Source organism: Hymenobacter coalescens (genome assembly GCF_054783195.1).
The window spans coordinates 28,251-47,923 of the sequence record NZ_BAAGRA010000016.1 but is presented as its reverse complement, the minus strand read 5'-3'; the positions used below and the strand labels follow the sequence as shown (position 1 = coordinate 47,923).

The following is a 19,673-nucleotide window of genomic DNA, read 5'->3' as shown; positions in this document are numbered from 1 at the left end:
TTTCGTTCGTATGAAACAAGCGCTACGCACCGCGTTGCTTTCCGGCCTGGCCCTGGCGGCCATCATCCCGTCGGCCCGGGCCCAGCGCACCGCCGGCTACGGCGACTGGCAGCTGCACCTGCCCACCAACCGCGCCCGGGTGCTGGCCGACGCCGGCGAGCGGGTGTTTGCGGCGGCCGAAGATGCCTTTTTCGTCTTCGACAAGCAAAGCGCGAGCGTACAACGCCTCTCGCGCCGCGACGGCCTCTCGGACGTGGGCGTGCGGGAGCTGGCGTACGACTCGCTCACCCAGCAGGTGGTGGTGGCCTACCGCAGCGGCCAGGTGGATATCCTGAACCCGGCGGGCCGGGTGGTGGCCTCGCTCTCGGACATCAAGCGTAAGGCCATGGCGGGCGCCAAAATCATCTACAAGGTGAACGTGGCGCGCCGGCTGGCTTTTCTGAGCACCAACTTCGGCATCGTGGTGCTCGACCTGCAGCGCCGCGAAATCCGGGACACCTACGCCAGCTTCGGGCCCGGCGGCGTCGTGCCGCAGGTGTACGCCACCACCGTGCTCGGCGACAGCCTCTACGCGGCCACCAGCGCGGGCCTGCTGCGCGGCAGCCTCCGCACCAACCTGCTCGACTTCAACAACTGGCGCAGCACGCCCGGTTTCGGCGCCCGCCCCGGCGACCCGTACCGAACGCTCGTGACGCACCAGAACAAGGTGTACGCCGGCGTCAACCAGGACAACCTGTACCGGGCCGTGGGCGCAAATTGGGTCAGCTTGGGCTTCACCTGGGCCACGGCAGCGCGGGAGTGCCGCTCCTTACGCTCCTCGGCCGCCGGCCTGCTGGTGACGGAAGCCAACCGCGTGACGGCCCTGGACACGCGCACCAATCGCGCGCGTACGCAGGTGCGCAACGCCCGCATGGAAGCCGCCCTGGACGCGGTGCGCTCCAGCAGCGGCCCGCTGTACGTAGCCGACTACCAGAACGGGCTGCTGCAGGTGAACCTGGCCAGCCAGGAGGTGACCAGCTTCGTGGCCAACGGTCCGGCCTCCGCCAACGCGTTCAACATCCTCCCCGATCCGGCTAGCAAAACCGTGACGGTGTTTCCGGGCGGCTACAGCGAAGGCTACGTGCAGGGCAACAACGAGCAGGGCTTCTCGGTATTCGACGCCGACGGCCGCTGGAGCAACGTGCGCTACAACCCCGCCGACGCCGGCCGCTTCCCCAACATCCAGGACCTGAGCCGCGGCGCGCGCACCCCCGACGGCACGCTGTACGCGGCCAGCTTCGGCTACGGCCTGCTGGAATGGAAAGGCCCGGGCGAATGGCGCAATTTCGTGGAAGGCTCGCCCGGCTCGCCCCTGCTCAGCGCCCTGCCCGGCTCCTTCAACTACACCCGCCTGACCGACGTGGCCACCGACCCCGAAGGCAACGTGTGGGTGGTGAACCGCTCCTACCCCACGCAGGGCTCCGGCGTCTACCGGTTTACGCCCGCCACGGGCCAGTGGCAAGGCATCCCGAGCTTCACCGGCTCTGAGAACCTGGAGCGCATCACCTTCGACGACCTTGGCCAGCTCTGGCTAGGCCGGGCCCGCCGCGTGATGTCGGGCATGGTGGCCTACGACCCGAAAACCAACGCGCTGCGCTCCTTCACCGAAACCGACGGCCTGCCCAGCGGAACCGTCTGGGACATTGCGAAGGACCGCAGCGGCGCCATCTGGGTAGCTACCAGCGCCGGCGCCGCCGTGTACGACTCGCCCGCCGACGCCTTTGCGCCAAATGCGCCGGGCTTCCGGCGCCCTTCCGTGACGCGCGGCCTGGGCCGGGGCATGGACGTGCTGTTCTCGGAGGTGGTACGCAGCATTGCCGTCGACGGGGCCAACCGCAAGTGGTTCGGCACCGACAACGGCCTGTGGCTGTTCAGCGAGGGCGCCGACGAGGGCCTGCTGCACTTCACCACCGACAACAGCCCGCTGCCCTCGAACCGCGTGGTGGACGTGGCCGTGGACGACCGCACCGGCGAGGTGTGGGTGGGTACCGACGCAGGTCTGGTATCGTACCGCGGCTCGGCCACGGTGACCGAAGGCAAGCCCAGTTGCGCCAAGGTGTTTCCGAACCCCGTGCGCCAGGATTTCAGCGGGCAGGTGGGCATTACCGGCCTGGCCAACAACGCCGAAGTAAAAATCACGGACGTCACCGGCACGCTAGTGTACCAGACGCGCGCCACCGGCGGGGCCGTGGTCTGGAACCTGGCCGACTACAATGGCCGGCGCGTGCAGAGCGGGGTGTACCTGGTGCTCACCGCCGACGCCGACGGGCAGAACGGCTGCATTTCGAAAGTGGCGGTACTGACTAAGTAGAACGGCTAAATTGTCAAATGGCTAAATGGCTGGTCGTTCTACCGATTCGTGAACGACCAGCCATTTAGCCATTTGGCCATTCAACAATTCACTCCATGCTGATCAAGACCCGGGGCATTGTCCTGAACTACCTGAAATACCGCGAAACGAGCATCATCGCGCGCATTTACACCGAGGAGCGCGGGGTGCAGTCCTACATCGTCAACGGGGTGCGCAAGGCCAAGCCGCCCGGCCGCATCGCGCTGTTTCAGCCCTTCACCCTGCTCGACATGGTGGCCTACGTCTCGCCGCGCGGCGGGCTGACGCGCCTTTCCGAGTACCGCTGCCCGCGTCCCTTCCGCACGCTGCCCTACGATGTGCGCAAGAGCAGCGTCGTGCTATTTCTCTCCGAAGTGGTGAGCCGCACGCTGCGCGAGGAAGAGCCCAACCCGGCGCTGTTTGAGTTTTTGTACCAGGCCATCATTGCTTTCGACGAGCAGGAAGCAGGCTTCGAGAACTTCGCGCTGGTGTTCTTGCTGCACCTCTCGCACTACCTTGGCTTCGGGCCCGAATCCGGGCAGCAGATAACCGAGCAGGTCGCCTTTGCCACCGACGCCAGCCTGCCCGGCACCACGCGCCCCACGGTGCTGCGCTTCCAGGAGTTCGAGCATTTCTTCGACGAGCTGCTGCGCGCCGACGAAACCGCACCGGCCTCGGTGCCCAACGGCCGCGTGCGCCGCGAGCTGCTCACCATCCTGCTGCGCTACTACCAGCTGCATGTGGAAGGCCTCGGCGACATCCGCTCCCTCGACGTGCTGTCGGAGGTGCTGGCGGAGCTGTAGCTCGTCGTTACCGGCTTTCCAAACAGGAAGCACCGCCCGAAACTGCCGCAGGCACATTTCGGGCGGTGCCGTTTTGCTTGGCAATGAGTGAGTTGCTGTTGCTGGCAGAGACACGCTTGGCTACGCCTTCCGGCGGTTCTTTCGCCCTGTACACAATGCCAGGCAGCGTTCTGCCGTTCCCTACGGCGTGTACTGTACGTGCGGCAGCTTGGTGGCTTCGGGCACGCGCCCGACGACTTCGCCCTCAAGCACTTGGGCCTGGCAGGTGAGGCGGGCCGTGGGGGCCAGCCGGCCGGTGGTGAGGTAGCGCAGCTCGTGCGCGGTGGGCGGGGCCAGGTGCTCGGCCCCGCGCAGCAGCTCGATGCGGCAGGTGGTGCAGCGGCCGCGGCCGCCGCAGGCGTGCATCCAGTCGTGGCCGGCCGCGTGCAGGGCCCCAAGCAACGTCTGGCCCGGCCGCACGTTGATAGAGCCGCCGGGCAGGTTTTGCACGGTCAGTGTAGGCATTTTGGTTTAACTTGCCCGCTAGAAGCAGGCTTTTTTTGAGGATGCAAGATACGTATAGCAACGACCAGCTGCAGGTCTACGGCCGCCGGCTGGCCGCTCGCCTCTGCGACCAGTATTTCGCTGCCCAACCCGTGGGCACGACCTTGGACGGCCCCGCCGTGCTGCGGCTGGCCCCGGTTCGGCAACTGAATCTGTACGTGGTACAGCAACTCCTGACGCAGTGGACGCAGGAAATGGCGCGCCTGCGCAGCCCATACTTCGACTACGAGGACGCGGCCGTGCGCCAGGCCCTGACGCAGCTCATGAACCTGCTCTCGCGGCGCATCCGCCTCACGCGCGATGCCTACGAGCCGCTGCTGGCCCAGGCCGCCGCCGATACGCTGCTCACGGCCCTCGACCCGGGGGCAGCCTTCGCCGGCAAGCTGCTGCCCGCCGAGCAACCCTCGGCCTCCGCCGCCCAGCTGCGCGACGCGCTGCGCTACGTGGACGTGAACAAGGCGCTTTTCCAGGGCTTTATCGACAGCTTGCCGGCCGAGGTGCCGCAGGAGCGCGACTTTCTGCTCAGCCGTTTCCGCCTGTACCGCGACGCGCACTACAAGGAGCAACAACCGCTCAGCGACCTGTTGGCCGAGCTCGGAGCAGTGCTGCCCATCAACGAAGCCGACCTGCGCCCGCAGGCCTCGACGGCCGCTGCAGCCCCGGCGCCTGTTATTGCGCCGACGCCCGTTGTTGCGCCAGCCCCTGAGCCGGAGCCGCAGCCTGCCGAGGAGCCCCAGGCGCAGCCGGTAGCTGTGACGCCCCCGCTTCCCGAAGCCGCCCCGGCACCAGCTGCCCCTGTGGTGGTAGCTCCGCCTGCTGCTCCGGCACCAACGCCGGCCGCAGTGCCGGAACCCGCTCCGGCGCCAGTGATGGAAGCTGCCCCCGCCGAAGTACCGGTGCCTGCGCAGCCGCTGCCCATCTTACCGACGCCCGCACCAGCGGAGCCTGTGGTGGAGCGTGCGAAGCCGCTGGCGGCCGCCGTGCCCGCCGCCGGCACCCTGGCCGACAAGCTGGCCGCCGGCGCCCGCACCAGCACCCTGGCCGATAAGCTGGCCTCCTCTGCCCCGGCGGGCAGCCCCACGCTGGCGGAGGCCCAACCCAAGGTGGAGTCGTTGCGCAGTGCTATTTCCATCAACCAGCGCTTCAGCTTTATCAACGAGCTGTTCAACGGCGAAAACATGGAATACCACGCCGCCGTGGAACACCTGGATGCGATGCCCTCGGCCGATGCGGCGCGCCGCTACGTCACCGAAGACCTGGCGCAGCGCTACCAGTGGGTGCGCAAGGAGGAACACATCAACAAGCTGCTCCGCCTGATTGACCGCAAATTTGCCTAGTCGCGCCGCCTTGGCTACCGGGCCGGGGCGCTGGCGCCGCTGGCTGCTGGTGTACGTGCTGGCCGTCGGCATCATTGCCGGCAGCGCCTACACGATGTACGTGCACTTCGATTTCTCACACTCGTCCGACACGCGCAGCTACCTCAAGATGGCGCGCGGCGAGTTTCATGGGGTGCGCATCACCCACCGCTACCGCGTGCCGGTGCCGCTGCTGGCCCGGGCAGTGGCCTGGCCTGTGCAGCAGGTGTACGCCCGCGTCTGGCCCCACCGGGCCGCCGATGAGTGGCCGCTGCGCCTGGCCTATTACCTGGTAAACACCCTGCTGCTAGCCGCGGCCGGCCTGATTATCTTCCAGACTTGCCTGCTGTACGGCGCATCGCCGGGGGCGGCCGCGCTGGCCATGGTGGCGGTGCTGGTGAGCCGCTGGGCCGTGTACATTGCCGGCCTGCCGCTGGTCGACAGCCTCTACATGCTCGTGTTTGCGCTGGCCGTGTACGCCGCCCGCAGCGGCTCGGCGGCCGCGCTGCTGACGTGCATCCTGCTCGGGCCGCACGCCAAGGAGTCGTTTGTGTTTCTGGCGCCGTGGCTGCTGCTGTTCGGCGGGCGGGCCCTGCGCTGGCCCTGGCAACTGGCGGCCCTGCTGGTGTCCGCCGGCTTGGCTTACCTGGTTCGGCATTGGATTGATGCCCAACTGGGTGCTCCGCCCCAGGAGAGCGTGCAGAACGCCCTCTCGCACCTCGAAAACCTGGGCTACTCCGTGCGGCGGATGCTGTCGCCGAAGGGCGTGGGCGAGCTGTTCAGCATTTTCGGTTTTTTCTGGCTGGCGCTGCTGGTGGCCCTGCGCCGCCCGGCCAGCGGGCCGGTGCGCTGGTGGCAGGAGCTGGGCTGGCCGGCCGTTGGGCTGGGGCTGGTCGTGCTGGTCCACATGCTGCTTTCGGGCGACATCGGCCGCATGGGTTACCTGATGGCCCCCATGTTCGCCGTGGCCCTGGCCCGCGCCCTTACCCTGCACCCGGCCTTCGGTTGGCTGGGTCTTGGGCAGCAGTCGGCTAGTCAGCCGCCGGTGGCCTGACCACGGCCTACGCCAGCCAGGCGCGGTTTACCGCAAGTCCGTGAGGTAGCGCGGGCCGAAGAAAGTGGGAAACGAGTCGCGCGGCACCCACTCCAGGCCGTGCAGCAATGCCGCCTCATCGCCCTGCTGCGTGAGCCGGGCGCGGTCGAGCAGCTGCGGGCCGCCCACCACGTCGGTGCTGACGCGGCGGCCGGCCTGCTGTTGGCGGCGGACCCAGCGCTGAAACTCGGCCGGACTCCAATGGCGCTGCCGGGCCAGCAGGGCGGGCGCGGGCAGCACGTTGGCCTGGCCGTCGTGCCCGGTGAGGTAATGCAGGCGGTTGAGCACGAGGTTGTGGTTGTCGAGCAGAAACCAGGTGGTTGGCTCCCGCTGAATGCGCGCCAGCAGCGGCGGCAGGTTGGTGTAGTCGATCAGGTGACTGGGCAGCAGGCCAAAAGCCAGGTTCCAGGCCAGCAGCGCCGTGGCGGCGGCCGTTAGCGGGCGGGCCAGGAGCGGGCGTGACGCGGCGGCCAGCACCACCGCCAGCAGCACCGGCAGCATCACCATAAACTCGGCGTTGCCGGAGGCCCAGGCCGCAAACGCGAGGTGCAGCAGCAGAATCAGGCCGTGCGTGAAGCCTGCTGCGTGGCGCCGCGCCGCCGGAACGCCGGTGGCCCCTGCTTCTTCGGTAGCCGCTCCCCGGTGCCGGCTCAGCCAGGCCCGTGTGATGCCCGCCAGGCCCAGCGCCGGCAGCAGCAGCAAGGCCGGAAAGCGGCGCAGCAGGGCCAGGGTGGAGCCGTGCACCTGCGCAAACGTGCGCACCACGTTGGCCACCGTCAGCAGCGCTGCCCGCACCAGCGAAGTAGGCGCCCCGGCCGTGCCGCTGACGAAATCGTGCAGGGCGAAGCGCAGCAGCGCGGGCAGCGTGGCCGGCAGCTGCCAATACGCCAGCGCCAGCCCGTAGGCCAGCGGCACGAGCAGGGTCGGCACCCCAAACACCAGCACGCTCCCGCGTCGGGGCCCGTAGCGCCAGCTGCCCAGCAGCAGCCCCAGCCACCACCACACGTGCAGCTGGTGCAGCAGGCAGGCGGCGGCTGCCCAGGCGCCGGCGGCCAGCTGCGGCCCCCAGCGTTTCGACTCCCAGTGGCGCAGCCAGCTACGGCTGGCCAGCATTGAGAGCAGTAGGGGCAGAATGTAGGTTTCGTTTTCGGTGGCGAAGCGCAGCAGGCCAAAGCTGCCGCCGGCCAGCAGCAGCAAGGCCAAGCGCAGCCCCGGCGGGCACTGCAGTTGGTGCAGCAGCCCGCGCAGCGTCAGCAGCACGCCGCCGTAGGCCAGGGCATTCAGCGCCAGCAGGGCCCGCAGCGCATCGGGCTGCAACGGGCTGAGCAGGCGCAGCCACAGCCAGCCGACGGCGTTGTAGAGCAGGTGGTGGGGCAGCAGCAGGTCGTGGCCGTGGCGCACGCAGGCGGCGTAGTACCACGCGTCGAGGGTGCTGTTGCGGGTGGGCAGCAGCAGCGCGAGCAGCGTCAGCAGGCCGATCAGCGCCCATTCGCGGCCGGCGGTGGAGGGACGGGGTCGTGCGGTGGTGATGGTGGTAGGGGTTGCGGGGCCGAATCAGCGCGCTAAGCTACCGTTTCACCCTTTCACTACCGCACCAGGTCCTGCTTGCGGTAGGCATCGATGGCCAGCAGGATGAACAGCAGGATGGTAAAGGACCAGAGCGAGGAGCCGCCGTACGAAAAGAAGGGCAGCGGAATGCCCACCACCGGCGCCAGCCCGATGGTCATGCCGATGTTGACGCAGAAGTGAAAGAAGATGATGCTGGCCACGCAGTAGCCGTAGGTGCGCCCAAACACCGATTTCTGGCGCTCCGCCACAAAGATGACGCGGGCCAGCAGGGCCATAAACAGCACGATGACGGTCATCGTGCCGAGCCAGCCCCACTCCTCCCCCACGGTGCAGAAGATGAAGTCGGTGCTCTGCTCGGGCACGAAGTCGAAGCGCGTCTGGGTGCCTTCCAGAAAGCCCTTGCCGGTGAGCCCGCCCGAGCCGATGGCAATCTTGCTCTGCGTCACGTTCCAGCCCACGCCCAGCGGGTCGGCCGAGGGGTTCAGCAACACCTCGATGCGCTTCTGCTGGTGGGGCTGCAGCACGTTGTTGTAGAAGAAATCCACGCCGAACACCATGCTCAGCACGATGGCGTACACGCCCACGGCCAGCGGCAGGTGGTGGCGCAGCACCCGCGGGTTCAGGGCCAGCACCGCGGCCAGAATCACCGTGAAGGCGCCCACCAGCCAGAGCTTGGGCACCAGCAGCGAGAGGAGGAGCACCAGCCCTGCGGCGGCCAGAATCAGCAGAATCAGCGGCGACATGCCCTCGCGGAAGTAGGCCAGCAGGAAGGCCCCGAAGACCAGCGCCTGCCCCGTTTCGTTGGAGGCGATGATGAGCAGCGGCGGGAGCAGCGTGAGGCCGGCCAGCACCAGCTGCTGCTTGAAGCCCTGCTGGCGCAGGTTGATGCCGGCCATGAAGCGCGAGGCGGCCAGGGCCGTGGTGAACTTGGCAAACTCGGCCGGCTGCAGGCGCATCGGCCCCAGCTCCAGCCAGGAGCGGGAGCCGGCAATGGGCCGCGCAATAACCAGCGTGACCAACAGCAGCACAATCATGCCGCCGTAGAGCACGTAGGCGAAGGTGTCGTAGGCTTTGTAATCGATGACGAGCAGCACCATGATGAGGATGACGCTCACCCCGATCCAGACCAGCTGCTTAAACCAGTTGAAGGCCATCAGCCCGCTCCAGTCGGCCGAAAACACGCGCGAAAACGGTACCTCGGCCGAGTACGAGGCGGCGTACACGTTGAGCAGCCCCAGGCCCACCATTGCCAAGTAGATCAGCAAGGTGACCCAATCGATGCTGCGGCTGTAGCGGATCTGGTTCAAGGGGATGAGTTGAAAAGCGGCGGTTACAAAAGTACTGTCATCCAGAGGCGTTAGCCGAAGGATCTGGTCACATTCGGCAGAACCTTCTGGCGCCTGTCGTGCCAGCTTGGTAAGGTCCTTCCTTCGTCAGGATGACAGGCGAAGCGATGATTGACTTAATGCCGGTTGCGTTTGCTCACGAAGCGGTCGGCGGAGCCGGGCAGCCACTCCTCCCAGCGGTGGCGCCACGGGGCAATTTTGCCGCGCAGGTACTTTTCCATCATCAGGCCGGCCATGGGCGCGGCGGAGCTGCCGCCGAAGCCGGCGTTTTCGATGAACACCGAAATGGCAATCTTCGGGTCGTTGGCCGGGGCAAAGCCGCCGAAGGTGGCGTGGTCGACGCCGTGGTAGTTTTGCACGGTGCCGGTTTTGCCCGCCACCGAAATGCCCACGTCGAGCAGCGAGGCCAGGTTGCCGGTGCCGCCGCGGCCGTCCACCACCGCCACCATGCCCGGCACGATGGCGTTGAAGTGGCTGCTGTCGATGCTGGTGTAGTGGCGCTGCCGGAAGCGTGGCAGCGGCCCCTGGTTGCCAATGGAGCGCACGAAGTGCGGGGGGTAATAGTAGCCGCGATTGGCGAAAATGGCCATCAGGTTGGCCATCTGCAACGGCGTCACCTGGATTTCGCCCTGCCCGATGCTCAGCGAGTAGATGGTCTTGTAGGTCCAGCGGTTCTGGCCGTAGCGCTTGTCGTAGAAAGCGGGCGAGGGAATCAGGCCCATCCGCTCGCCGGGCAAATCCACGTCGAGGTGCTGCGCGAGGCCAAAGCTCACTACGTGCTTGCGCCAGTCGGCCAGGCCCAGGGCCACGTCCTTGAACTTGCTGGGCGAGCGGCCGCGGCGCACCGTGGCAAACATCACCTGGTAGAAGTAAGGGTTGCAGCTGTTCTTGGTGGCAATGGTCAGGTTGCTGGGGTGTTCGTGGCGGTGGGTGCAGCGCACCAGCTTCCAGTTGCACGGAAAGCCCGTGTAGGGCGTCACCACGCCTTCTTGCAGGGCAATGGCCTCGTTAACCAGCTTGAACACCGAGCCCGGCGAGTAGGCCGCCGCCAGCGGGCGGTTGAACAGCGGCCGGGCCGTGTCGCCGAGCAGCTGCATGTAGCGGTTGCCGGAGCCCTTGCCGGTGAGCATGGCCGGGTCGAAGGACGGGGCCGACACGAACGCCAGGATTTCGCCGGTTTTCGGGTCGATGGCCACGATGGAGCCCTTCTTGCCCTGCATCAGGTACTCGCCGTACTTCTGCAGCTCCGGGTCGATGCTCAGGTGCAGGTCCTGGCCGGCCACCGAGAGCGTGTCGAACTCTCCGTCGCGGAAGGCGCCTTTCTCCACGCCGCGCACGTTCACCATGCGGTACTGCACGCCGCGCCGCCCCATCAACTCTTTCTCGTAGTACGACTCCACCCCGCTGATGCCGAGGAAGTCGCCGGGCACGTACTTGGCGTACTTGGGCTTCTCCAGCATCACCGGCGACACCGGCCCCACGTAGCCTAGGGCGTGGGCCAGGTGCTGGGTGCGGTACGAGCGGGCCATGCGCGGCTTGATGCTGAAGCCGGGGAAGTCGATGAGGTTGTCCTGAATGGCGGCCAGCTCGGGGGTGGAAAGGTTCTGCACCAGCGGCGAGGCCTTGGCGCGGGAGTAAATCTTGGCGTCGCGCAGGCCGTCGCGCAGCTCCTGTACGGGCATCTGCAGCAACTGGCAGAGGCGCGCGGTGTCGAGGCGCTTCACCTCGCGCGGGATGACCATCAGGTCGTACACCGGGGTGTTCTGCACCAGGATCTGCCCGTTGCGGTCGTAAATAATGCCCCGGTACGGCACCTGCACGATGCGCTGGAGCGTGTTTTTGTCGGCGGCGAGCTTGTAGCTGCCGTCGAGCACCTGAATGTGGAAGAGCCGCACCGCAAATACCAACGCCACCGCCAGGAAAATGCCCAGCACGACAAATTTGCGGCCTTCTAAGTACTGCAAGACGCGTTACGAACTGAAAGTGAGTTGACTGCCGCCAGTGCAATCAGCCCGCAAAGATACTGCATAGAGTTGCCAGTTGTCCTCGGCGGGGTGCTACCGCTTTTCCACGGCTCAAAACCGAACCATTGCTGCCCATCAAACGAGCGGCGGCCGGCCCAAAGTTCAGCGCCGCCGCCGCGCCGGGAAAACCAGCAGTTGCAGAATCAGCATGGTCACGCCCGTAAACAGGGTGCTGGCCAGGATCTTGAGCAGCGTCAGGCCGATGGCCGAGAACGAGCCCAGCTCCAGGAAGAAAAACGTGAAGTGGTGGATGCTCACCAGCAGCGTTAGGTACACGCCGAACCACTGCCAGCCCATCTGGTGCAGGTTTACCGCGTCCTGCGCGTCGTAGCCGTCGCGCGGGGTGAGCAGGCGCAGCACCCAGGGGCGCAGGTAGCCCAGCAGCACGGCCGCCGCCGCGTGCACGCCACCCGTGTCGTAGAACAGGTCCATGGTGAAGCCCAGCGCGAAACTCACGCTCAGCATGACCACGATGGGCGTGGCAATGGGCAGGAACAGCAGGAAGCCGAGGTAGAAGAAGCACCAGCCCACGTCGAAAAGCTGCAGGCGGCTGATGAGCAGCACGTGGACGCCCGCGTAAAGCAGAAAGCGCAGGGCGTGCAGCAGCAGTTGCAAAGCGTTTCCCATTACGGCTGCCCCCCTTCCTCATCGGCCCCGGCCACGCGCATGCGCGAGCGGACCTCCAGCGTGTCGCGCTCGGCGGCCCGCGGCTGGGCGCCCACCACGTACACGTAGGTCAGTTTCGAGAAATCCACGGCCAGCTTCACGCGCACCGTCCAGAAGTTTTTGTCGGGTTCCTTAGCAAAGTAATCCACCGTACCCACCATCACCCCGTCCGGAAACACCGCGTTGAAGCCCGACGTGACCACCGTGTCGCCGCGCACCAGCTTGTTTTGGCGCGGAATGTAGTCGAGCATAGCGTGGGTGGGGTCTTCGCCCAGCCACTTGATGGTGCCGAAAGTGCCGTCGCGCTGCAGGCGGGCCGAGAGGTTGGTTTTGGAGTGCAGCACCGAGGTGACGGTGGCGTAATGCTCGCTGACCTGCCGCACCCGGCCCACCACGCCGGCCGTGGTGAGCACGCCCATGCCGGGCAGCACGCCCTGCTGAGTGCCCACGTTCAGGGTCAGGTAGTTATCCACACGGCGCAGGGTCTGGTTGATGACGCGGGCCGGGATGAGCGGGTAATCGGAGCCGCGCGTGGGCACGGGGCGCAGGCCCAGCAGCACGGTGTCAGGGCGCAGGCGCGTGCCGGTGGAGTCGCCCGCAGCGGCCAGGCTGTCGGGCATGCGCCCGGCCAGGTCGGAGCGGTACAGCTGCCGGCGCAGCTGGGCGTTTTCGGCCACCAGCGCCCGATTCACGTCCACGAGGCGGAAGTAGTCATAAATCTGCGTGCGCACCTCCAGCACCCGGCCCACGTAGGCGTTCGAGGAATTGAAGAAGGCCGCGCGCTGGTAGGCGCTGTTGCGAATCAGCAATACCAGGCTCACGATTTCCAGCAACACGAATACCAGGACGCCCCGGTAGCGGAAGAGGAAATCGAGCAGATTACGCATAGGAAGAAAGTGTCAAATGGCTGAATGGTTAAATGGCTGGTCGTTCTCGCGCGTCGGAACAATCAGCCATTTAACCATTCAGCCATTCAGCCATTTACGTCAGCAGGACGCTACGGAATCCGGTGATGTTCTTGATGGCGGCGCCGGTGCCGCGCACTACGGCGCGCAGCGGGTCTTCGGGCACGTGCACGGGCAGCTTGGTCTTGGCGGCCAGTCGCCGATCGAGGCCGCGCAGCAGGGCGCCGCCGCCGGTCAGGTGAATGCCGTTGTCGTAGATGTCGGCCGACAGCTCCGGCGGGGCAATTTCCAGGGCCTTGAGCACGGCTTCCTCGATCTTAGCCACCGACTTGTCGAGGGCAATGGCAATTTCGGCCGACGTCACCTTGATAACCTTCGGAATGCCGGTCATCAGGTCGCGGCCGCGCACCTCGTAGTCAGGCGGAGTCATTTCCAGCTCCGTCAGGGCCGCGCCCACCTCGATTTTGATGCGCTCGGCGCTACGCTCGCCGATGAGCAGGTTGTGCTGCCGGCGCATGTAGTCGAGAATGTCCTGGTTGAACACGTCGCCGGCCGTCTTGATGGACTGGTCGCAGACGATGCCCGAGAGGGCAATTACCGCAATTTCGGTGGTGCCGCCCCCGATGTCGATGATCATCGAGCCGACGGGCTGCTCCACGTCGATGCCGATGCCGATGGCGGCGGCCATGGGCTCCTGAATCATCCACACCTCCTTGGCGCCGGAGTGCTCGGCGGAGTCGCGCACGGCGCGCTTTTCCACCTCCGTGATGCCCGACGGAATGCAGATGACCATGCGGTGCGAGGGCTGAAACAGGCGCGTACCGGTGTTGACCATCCGGATCAGGCCCTTGAGCATTTCCTCGGCGGCGTGGAAGTCGGCGATAACGCCATCCTTCAGCGGACGAATGGTTTTGATGTTGTCGTGGGTCTTCTCGTGCATCTGCTGCGCTTGCCGGCCCACGGCAATGACTTTATTGGTGGTTCGGTCCTTGGCAATAATGCTGGGCTCGTCCACGACGATTTTGTCGTTGTGGATGATCAGCGTATTGGCCGTACCCAGATCAATGGCGATGTCGCTGGTGAAATTGAAAAATCCCATGGAGTAGCGGCTGAAAGCGAAAGCGCGGAGCGCGCCTGCAAAAAGGTGCGCAAAGGTAAGCATCCTTGGCCGAAGCCCAACCGATTCATTTACAGGCTGCGGGCAAGGGCCGCCCTAAACGCCGAAGGCCCGGCGGGTATTTTCCCGCCGGGCCTTTTTTCCGCTAAGTGACTCGCTGCTTAGTGCTTAAAATGCCGCACCCCGGTCAGCACCATGGCCATGCCGAGGCGGTTGCAGGCGTCGATGCTGTCCTGATCCTTGATGGAACCGCCGGGTTGCACCACGGCGCGAATGCCGGCCGCGCCGGCAATGTCCACGCAATCGGGGAAGGGGAAAAACGCGTCGGAGGCCATCACGGCCCCCTGCAGGTCGAAGCCGAAGGACTTGGCTTTCTCAATGGCCTGCTTCAGCGCGTCGACCCGCGAGGTCTGGCCGACGCCGGACGCGAGCAGCTGCCCGGCCCGGGCCAGCACGATGGTGTTGCTCTTGGTGTGCTTGCACACTTTCAGGGCAAATTCCAGCGCTTCGACTTCCTCGGCCGTGGGCGCGGTTTGCGTCACGGTGCGGAACTCGGCACGGCCCTCCACCACGCGGTCGAAATCCTGCTCCACGAAGCCGTTGAGCAGCGTTTTTACCTGCTTCGCGGGGAAAGCTACCGGCTTCTGACGCAGCAGGATGCGGTTTTTCTTGCTCTGCAGCACGGGCAGGGCTTCGGCGGCGAAGCCCGGGGCGATGAGCACCTCGAAGAACAGCTTGTTCAGCTCCTCGGCGGTAGCCAGGTCCACTTCCTTATTCACGATGATGACGCCGCCAAAGGCCGAAATCGGGTCGCAGGCCAGGGCGTTGACGTAGGCTTCGTGCAAAGTGCCGGCCTGGGCCACGCCGCAGGCGTTGGTGTGCTTGAGAATGGCCACGGCGGGCTGCCCGGCCTGAAACTCCTGCATGAGCAGCACGGCCGCATCCACGTCCACCAGGTTGTTGTAGCTGAGCTGCTTGCCGTGCAGCTGGTCGAACAGGGCCGTCAGGTCGCCGTAGAACGTGCCTTGCTGGTGGGGGTTTTCGCCGTAGCGCAGCGGCGTGGCCGGGCCCTGGCTGATTTTGAGCGCGGTGCCGGCCACCTCCGTGCCCTGAGCGAGGTAGTTGAAGATGTGCGTGTCGTAGTGCGAGGTTTGCTGGAAGGCGGCGGCGGCGTAGTGGCGGCGCTGCTCCAGGGTGGTGGCCCCGCCCTGCGCCTCGAGCAGCTCGGTGACGGCCGCGTACTGCTCGCGCGAGCTGACGACGAGCACGTCGCGGAAGTTTTTGGCGGCCGCGCGCAGCAGCGAGATGCCGCCGATGTCGATTTTCTCGATGACGTCGGCTTCCGGCGCGCCGCTGGCGACGGTTTCCTCAAAGGGGTAAAGGTCGACGACGACCAGGTCAATGGGCGGAATTTGGTGCTCCTCGGCCTGCTGCAGGTCGCCGGGCTCGTGGCGGCGGTGCAGAATACCACCAAACACTTTGGGATGCAGCGTCTTGACGCGCCCGCCAAACACCTCCGGGAAGCCCGTCAACGACTCAACGGCCGTCACCTCGGCGCCCAGCTCCTGGATGAACTTGAGCGTGCCGCCGGTGGAGTACAGCTGCACGCCGCGGGCGGCCAGCAGGCGCACGAGCGGCTCCAGCCGGTCTTTGTAGTACACGGAAACCAGCGCGGCGCGGATGGGCAGCGGCGCGACGGCGGCGGATTCCAGCGCGGCGGGTGAGGACGGGGACGAGCTCATGGCAAACAGAAAGGTTTGGGAGTGAAACGCGGGGCGAAGGTAGCCGCTCCCGCCGGGAGCCGGGCCGCCGGCCATGTTACCGAATTGTTACCGCCGGCCCGGGCGGGGTTGCCGGCCTCCTTCTTATGGGCGGTTTGGCGCATGCGACTCCAACAGGCGGCTTACACGCTTTTACAATAACAGCCCCGAACTTCCCCAATCTACCCACCTAGCGGCCACTGGATGTAGCCCTTTGTCCGCCGCCGCCGTACTGTCGAGAATCGGGGAGCCGCTTCCCCTGCGTTGCCGCCCTTGCATGTCCGTTTCTCTTGCCTACCCCGCTGCGCCCGTCGCGGCGCCGCTGCTGCCCGCTGCTGCCGTAGCGGCGGCGGCCCGCCTTACGACCCGCCTGTTTGCCCAGGCCCCCCACACCGACCACGAAGGCGCGTTTCCGCGCGAAGAGTTCGACTGGCTGCGCGCGGCTGGACTGCTGACGGCGCCCTTGTCCGCCGCGCACGGCGGCGCGGGCCTCGGCCAGCCGCAACACCTGGCCGAGCAGCTGCAGGTGCTCAAGCACATCGGCGCCGGCAACCTGGCCGTGGGCCGCGTGTACGAAGGCCACCTCAACGCACTGCAACTCATCGAGCGGCTGGGCACCGCGGCGCAGCAGCGCCGCTGGGCGGCCGATGCGCAAGCGGGTCACCTGTTCGGCGTCTGGAATACCGAGGCGCAGGACGGCGTGCACCTGGAGCCCCTGGCCGAGGGCCGTTACCGCCTGCGGGGCAGCAAGACGTTCGGCTCCGGCGCGGGGCACCTCACCCGGCCGCTGATTACCGGGGCCTTGCCCAGTGGCGGCTGGCAGCTGTTGGTGCTGCCCGCCGATGCCCAGCCGCCCGCCCTCGACCCGAGTTTCTGGCAGCCGCTGGGCATGCGCGCCACCGCCAGCTTCCGCGTCGACCTGACCGGCCTCGAAATCGGGCCCGAAGACCTGCTGGGCCAGCCCGGCGACTACTACCGCCAACCCTGGTTCAGCGGCGGGGCCGTGCGCTTCGCCGCCGTGCAGCTGGGCGGCGCCGAAGCCGTGCTCGACGCCACCCGCAGCTTTCTGCGTGGACAGGGCCGCACCGACGACCCCTACCAGCGCCAGCGCCTCGGCGAAATGACCCTGCTGCTGGAAAGCGGGCAGCTCTGGCTGACGGGTACGGCGGCCCGCTACCCTAGCCCCGACCAAGAGGGAACCCAGGCCGAAGCCGTGGTGGCCTACGCCAACATGGTCCGTTCGGCCATCGAAGAAATCTGCCTCCGCGTGCTGCAACTGGCCGAACGCAGCGTGGGGGCCCGCGGCCTGCTGCGGCCCCACCCGCTGGAGCGCCTGCACCGCGACCTGACGCACTACCTACGCCAACCGGCCCCCGATGCGGCCCTGGCCGATGTGGGCCGCTTCGCCCTCACCCGCTCCGAACCCATCGCCGACCTGTGGTAGGTGCTGCCCCCGCCCCGATGACCGCCCGCCCCGCCGCCCTGCTCGATCTGCCGCTGCGCCCGGCCCAGTACGCCGCCGCCCTTGGCCCCACTGCCATCCTTATTCCGCATCCCGACGATGAATCCTTGGGATGCGGGGGGCTGCTGGCGCTGCTGCGGCAGGCCGGCCTGCCCGTGGCCGCTGCCCTGGTCACCGACGGCAGCATGTCGCACCCGAACTCGCGGCGGTTTCCGGCGGCCGCCCGGCAGCAGCTGCGCGAGCAGGAGCTGCGCGCGGCCCTGCAGGAGCTGGGGGTGGCCCACGACGCATTGCTGACGCTGAGCCTGCCCGACGGCCAAGCCCCCAGCCAGCCGCACGAGCCCGGCTTTGCCGCGGCAGCCGAGCGCTTGGCGCAGTGGCTGCTACTGCGGCGCCCGGCCACGCTGCTGCTGCCCTGGCGCCGCGACCCGCACCCCGACCACCGCGCCACCTACGCCCTGGCCCAGGCCGCGCTGGCGGCGCTGCCCCAACGGCCGCGCCAGGTGGAGTACGTGGTGTGGGCCTGGCAGCGGGCCGCCCCCGCCGACCTTCCGCAGGCCCACGAAGCCCAGGGCTGGCGCCTCGACATCAGTTCGGTGCTACCGCAGAAGCAGCGGGCCATTCAGGCGCATCGTTCCCAGCTCACGGCGCTGATCGACGACGATCCGACCGGATTTCAGCTCAGCCCCGCTATGCTGGCGCACTTCGCGCAGCCGTTCGAAACCTACTTCGAAGCCCGCGGCGACAAGGCGGAGCTGGCATCGTAGGCACTGCTCTTTGGCCCACCAAGCTACTTGTCCCGCCGATTTTGGTGGGTTGCTTCTTCCCCCCCCCGATTCCGGATGAACCCCAACCAGCCCCACACCCTAGGTTCTGATTACTTCGATGCGGTATACCGCGCCAACGACGACCCCTGGCAGTTTGAAACCAGCGCGTATGAGCACGCCAAGTACGCTGATACGCTGGCCGCGCTACCGCTGGCCCACTACGCCCGGGCCTTCGAGATAGGCTGCTCACTGGGGGTGCTGACGGCCCAACTGGCTCCCCGCTGCGGGCACCTGCTGGCCGTGGATGTGGCCGAAGCGGCCCTGGCGCGCGCCCGGCAGCGCTGCGCCGGCCTGCCGCAGGTAGAGCTGCGGCGCCTGACGGTTCCGCAGGAGTTTCCGGCGGGGCAGTTTGAGCTGATCCTGGTGTCGGAAGTAGGGTATTACTGGGATATACCCACCCTACAGCAAGCCGCTGAGCGCATCGTGGCGGCCCTGGCGCCGGGCGGCCACCTGCTGCTGGTGCACTGGACGCCCGACGTACACGACTACCCGCTCACGGGCGACGAAGTGCACGCACATTTTCTGGGTCTCGCCACCGGCCCCCTACGCCACTTGCACGGCCACCGGGCAGAAACGTACCGCCTCGATCTGCTGGCCCGCCGCTGAGGCTTCGGCAGCGCGTAACTGCTGCTGCAACACGGCCGCGGCAGCGGCCAGCGGCAACGTAGGCCACTGCTCCTCCAGCGCCCGTTGAATCAGCTGCTGCACCCTTGCCCACAAGGCTCCGAAGGCCTCAGCCGCCAATACCCAGCTTAGCAGCTCGGCCGGCGCTACGCGCAGGTCCTGGGCCAGGGCCGTGACCTCGGCGGCCGCAGTCAGCCAGCAGCCGCTGCGGCGCTGCAACCAGGCGGCGCGCAGTTGCCGCCGCAGAATCCACTCGGCCGCCCGGCGCTGCGGGTGGTCCACCAGCGGCTCGCGGCCGGCCGCGGCGTCGTCGGCCCAGGTGCGCAGCTGCCACGAGAGGCCCACGGCCACGCGCCCCTGCTGCCGCGCGGAGGTGTACACCCGCACCGCCGGGCTATGGCGCAGGCGCAAATCGTGCAGGTGGAGCTGCTGGCACAGGGCTTCGTCTTCCAGGTAAGGCACCACGGGCAGCCCGCCCACCCGGCGGTAGGCCGCCACCGTCAGGGCAAGGCTGCCGCCGAAGTGCTGGTGGTGCCGCGGCCAAGGGTCGGCCGCGTTCGGGTCGAGCAGGTGCTCCAGGCGGGCCAAGCCCAGGCGGTAGGCCGCGTCGCGCAGGTGCAGGCGCCGCACCGAGCACCGGCGCGTCGGCGGGGCTTCGGGCAAAATGCGCCCGCCCACGGCATCGCTGCCGTGGGCAAACTCGGCTTCCAGGGCCGCCAACCAATCGGGGGCTACGCGGGTGTCGGCATCGGTGGAGACGATGAGGCCGCCGGGCTGGCCGGCGTGCTCCAGGCGGCGGGCGGCTTCGTCCATCAGCAGGCGGCGGGCCCGGCCCACGTGGGCTTCGGCGGCGGGCAGCGTGGCCTCCAGCACGTGCAGCCGCAGCTGCGGATGCCGACGGCCCCAAGCCCGCGCCACCGGGGCGGTGGCATCGGTGCAGTTGTTGGCCAGCACGATGACTTCGAAGCGCTGCGGCGGGAAAGGCCGGCCGTGCGCGTCGAGCTGCGCGGCCAGCGCCGCCAGCGTGCCGGGCAAGGCGTCGGCCTCGTTTTTGGCCGGGATAATCACGCAGATGGCCAGCTCGCGGGCGGGCGCCACCGCCACCTGCGGCCTGGATACGACAGAATCGGATGATTCGCTGACACCGTGGAATCGGGCGGGTACGGATAGCTTCATACTGCCGAGTACGCACGGCGGGCCGGGCAGGGTGC

Annotated in this window: 16 protein-coding genes; 7 read left to right on the top strand and 9 right to left on the bottom strand. The window is 67.4% G+C overall.

Annotated elements, in window-relative coordinates; translation table 11 throughout:
- Window positions 1–10 precede the first annotated feature (10 nt).
- Window positions 11–2,350, top strand: a complete 2,340-nt coding sequence (gene porZ / locus ACYVKQ_RS11630) for a type IX secretion system anionic LPS delivery protein PorZ (RefSeq protein WP_460675504.1) — start codon at window positions 11–13, stop codon at window positions 2,348–2,350.
- A gap of 95 nt (window positions 2,351–2,445) precedes the next feature.
- Complete coding sequence (gene recO / locus ACYVKQ_RS11625) at window positions 2,446–3,171, top strand: DNA repair protein RecO (protein WP_460675503.1); 726 nt, start codon at window positions 2,446–2,448, stop codon at window positions 3,169–3,171.
- Window positions 3,172–3,351: 180 nt separating this feature from the next.
- Here the strand turns inward: recO and ACYVKQ_RS11620 are convergent, their stop codons facing one another.
- The gene (locus tag ACYVKQ_RS11620; RefSeq protein ID WP_460675502.1) at window positions 3,352–3,675 is read right to left on the bottom strand and encodes a 2Fe-2S iron-sulfur cluster-binding protein; all 324 of its coding nucleotides are present in this window, start codon (window positions 3,673–3,675) and stop codon (window positions 3,352–3,354) included.
- Between the two features lie 41 nt (window positions 3,676–3,716).
- Between ACYVKQ_RS11620 and ACYVKQ_RS11615 the strand changes: the two genes are divergently transcribed.
- Window positions 3,717–5,051, top strand: coding sequence for a hypothetical protein (locus ACYVKQ_RS11615; protein ID WP_460675501.1), 1,335 nt, complete (start codon window positions 3,717–3,719; stop codon window positions 5,049–5,051).
- Window positions 5,044–6,123 carry a hypothetical protein gene (locus ACYVKQ_RS11610; RefSeq protein WP_460675500.1) on the top strand — a complete coding sequence of 360 codons (1,080 nt, stop codon included), beginning with the start codon at window positions 5,044–5,046 and terminating at the stop codon, window positions 6,121–6,123. The genes ACYVKQ_RS11615 and ACYVKQ_RS11610 overlap by 8 nt, the downstream gene beginning before the upstream one ends.
- A gap of 27 nt (window positions 6,124–6,150) precedes the next feature.
- On the opposite strand, the gene ACYVKQ_RS11605 is transcribed toward ACYVKQ_RS11610, so the two are convergent.
- From ACYVKQ_RS11605 to purH, 7 genes are all read right to left on the bottom strand, one after another.
- A complete protein-coding gene (locus ACYVKQ_RS11605) occupies window positions 6,151–7,563 on the bottom strand; it encodes a hypothetical protein (protein ID WP_460675499.1) in 1,413 nt (470 codons plus the stop codon).
- 185 nt (window positions 7,564–7,748) lie between these two features.
- Window positions 7,749–9,038 carry a rod shape-determining protein RodA gene (gene rodA, locus ACYVKQ_RS11600; protein ID WP_460675498.1) on the bottom strand — a complete coding sequence of 430 codons (1,290 nt, stop codon included), beginning with the start codon at window positions 9,036–9,038 and terminating at the stop codon, window positions 7,749–7,751.
- 155 nt (window positions 9,039–9,193) lie between these two features.
- Complete coding sequence (gene mrdA / locus ACYVKQ_RS11595; RefSeq protein ID WP_460675497.1) at window positions 9,194–11,041, bottom strand: penicillin-binding protein 2; 1,848 nt, start codon at window positions 11,039–11,041, stop codon at window positions 9,194–9,196.
- A 162-nt stretch (window positions 11,042–11,203) separates the two neighbouring features.
- Complete coding sequence (locus ACYVKQ_RS11590) at window positions 11,204–11,728, bottom strand: hypothetical protein (RefSeq protein ID WP_460675496.1); 525 nt, start codon at window positions 11,726–11,728, stop codon at window positions 11,204–11,206.
- Window positions 11,728–12,654: a rod shape-determining protein MreC gene (gene mreC / locus ACYVKQ_RS11585; protein ID WP_460675495.1), complete on the bottom strand. Its 927-nt coding sequence runs from the start codon at window positions 12,652–12,654 to the stop codon at window positions 11,728–11,730. Before mreC ends, ACYVKQ_RS11590 begins: the two co-directional genes overlap by 1 nt.
- A gap of 94 nt (window positions 12,655–12,748) precedes the next feature.
- A complete protein-coding gene (locus ACYVKQ_RS11580; protein ID WP_460675494.1) occupies window positions 12,749–13,771 on the bottom strand; it encodes a rod shape-determining protein in 1,023 nt (340 codons plus the stop codon).
- Between the two features lie 179 nt (window positions 13,772–13,950).
- Window positions 13,951–15,531, bottom strand: coding sequence for a bifunctional phosphoribosylaminoimidazolecarboxamide formyltransferase/IMP cyclohydrolase (gene purH, locus ACYVKQ_RS11575; protein WP_460675493.1), 1,581 nt, complete (start codon window positions 15,529–15,531; stop codon window positions 13,951–13,953).
- Between the two features lie 295 nt (window positions 15,532–15,826).
- Between purH and ACYVKQ_RS11570 the strand changes: the two genes are divergently transcribed.
- The 3 genes from ACYVKQ_RS11570 (at window position 15,827) to ACYVKQ_RS11560 (ending at window position 18,444) form a co-directional block, all read left to right on the top strand.
- Entirely contained in the window at window positions 15,827–16,993 is a 1,167-nt protein-coding gene (locus ACYVKQ_RS11570; RefSeq protein WP_460675492.1) for an acyl-CoA dehydrogenase family protein, read from the top strand.
- 17 nt (window positions 16,994–17,010) lie between these two features.
- Window positions 17,011–17,778 (top strand): PIG-L deacetylase family protein, encoded by a 768-nt coding sequence (locus ACYVKQ_RS11565; protein WP_460675491.1) that lies wholly within the window; start codon window positions 17,011–17,013, stop codon window positions 17,776–17,778.
- A gap of 75 nt (window positions 17,779–17,853) precedes the next feature.
- Window positions 17,854–18,444, top strand: a complete 591-nt coding sequence (locus tag ACYVKQ_RS11560) for an SAM-dependent methyltransferase (protein ID WP_460675490.1) — start codon at window positions 17,854–17,856, stop codon at window positions 18,442–18,444.
- Here ACYVKQ_RS11560 and ACYVKQ_RS11555 read toward each other — a convergent pair.
- A complete protein-coding gene (locus ACYVKQ_RS11555; RefSeq protein WP_460675489.1) occupies window positions 18,382–19,638 on the bottom strand; it encodes a glycosyltransferase family 2 protein in 1,257 nt (418 codons plus the stop codon). The genes ACYVKQ_RS11560 and ACYVKQ_RS11555 overlap by 63 nt on opposite strands.
- Between the last annotated feature and the right edge of the window lie 35 nt (window positions 19,639–19,673).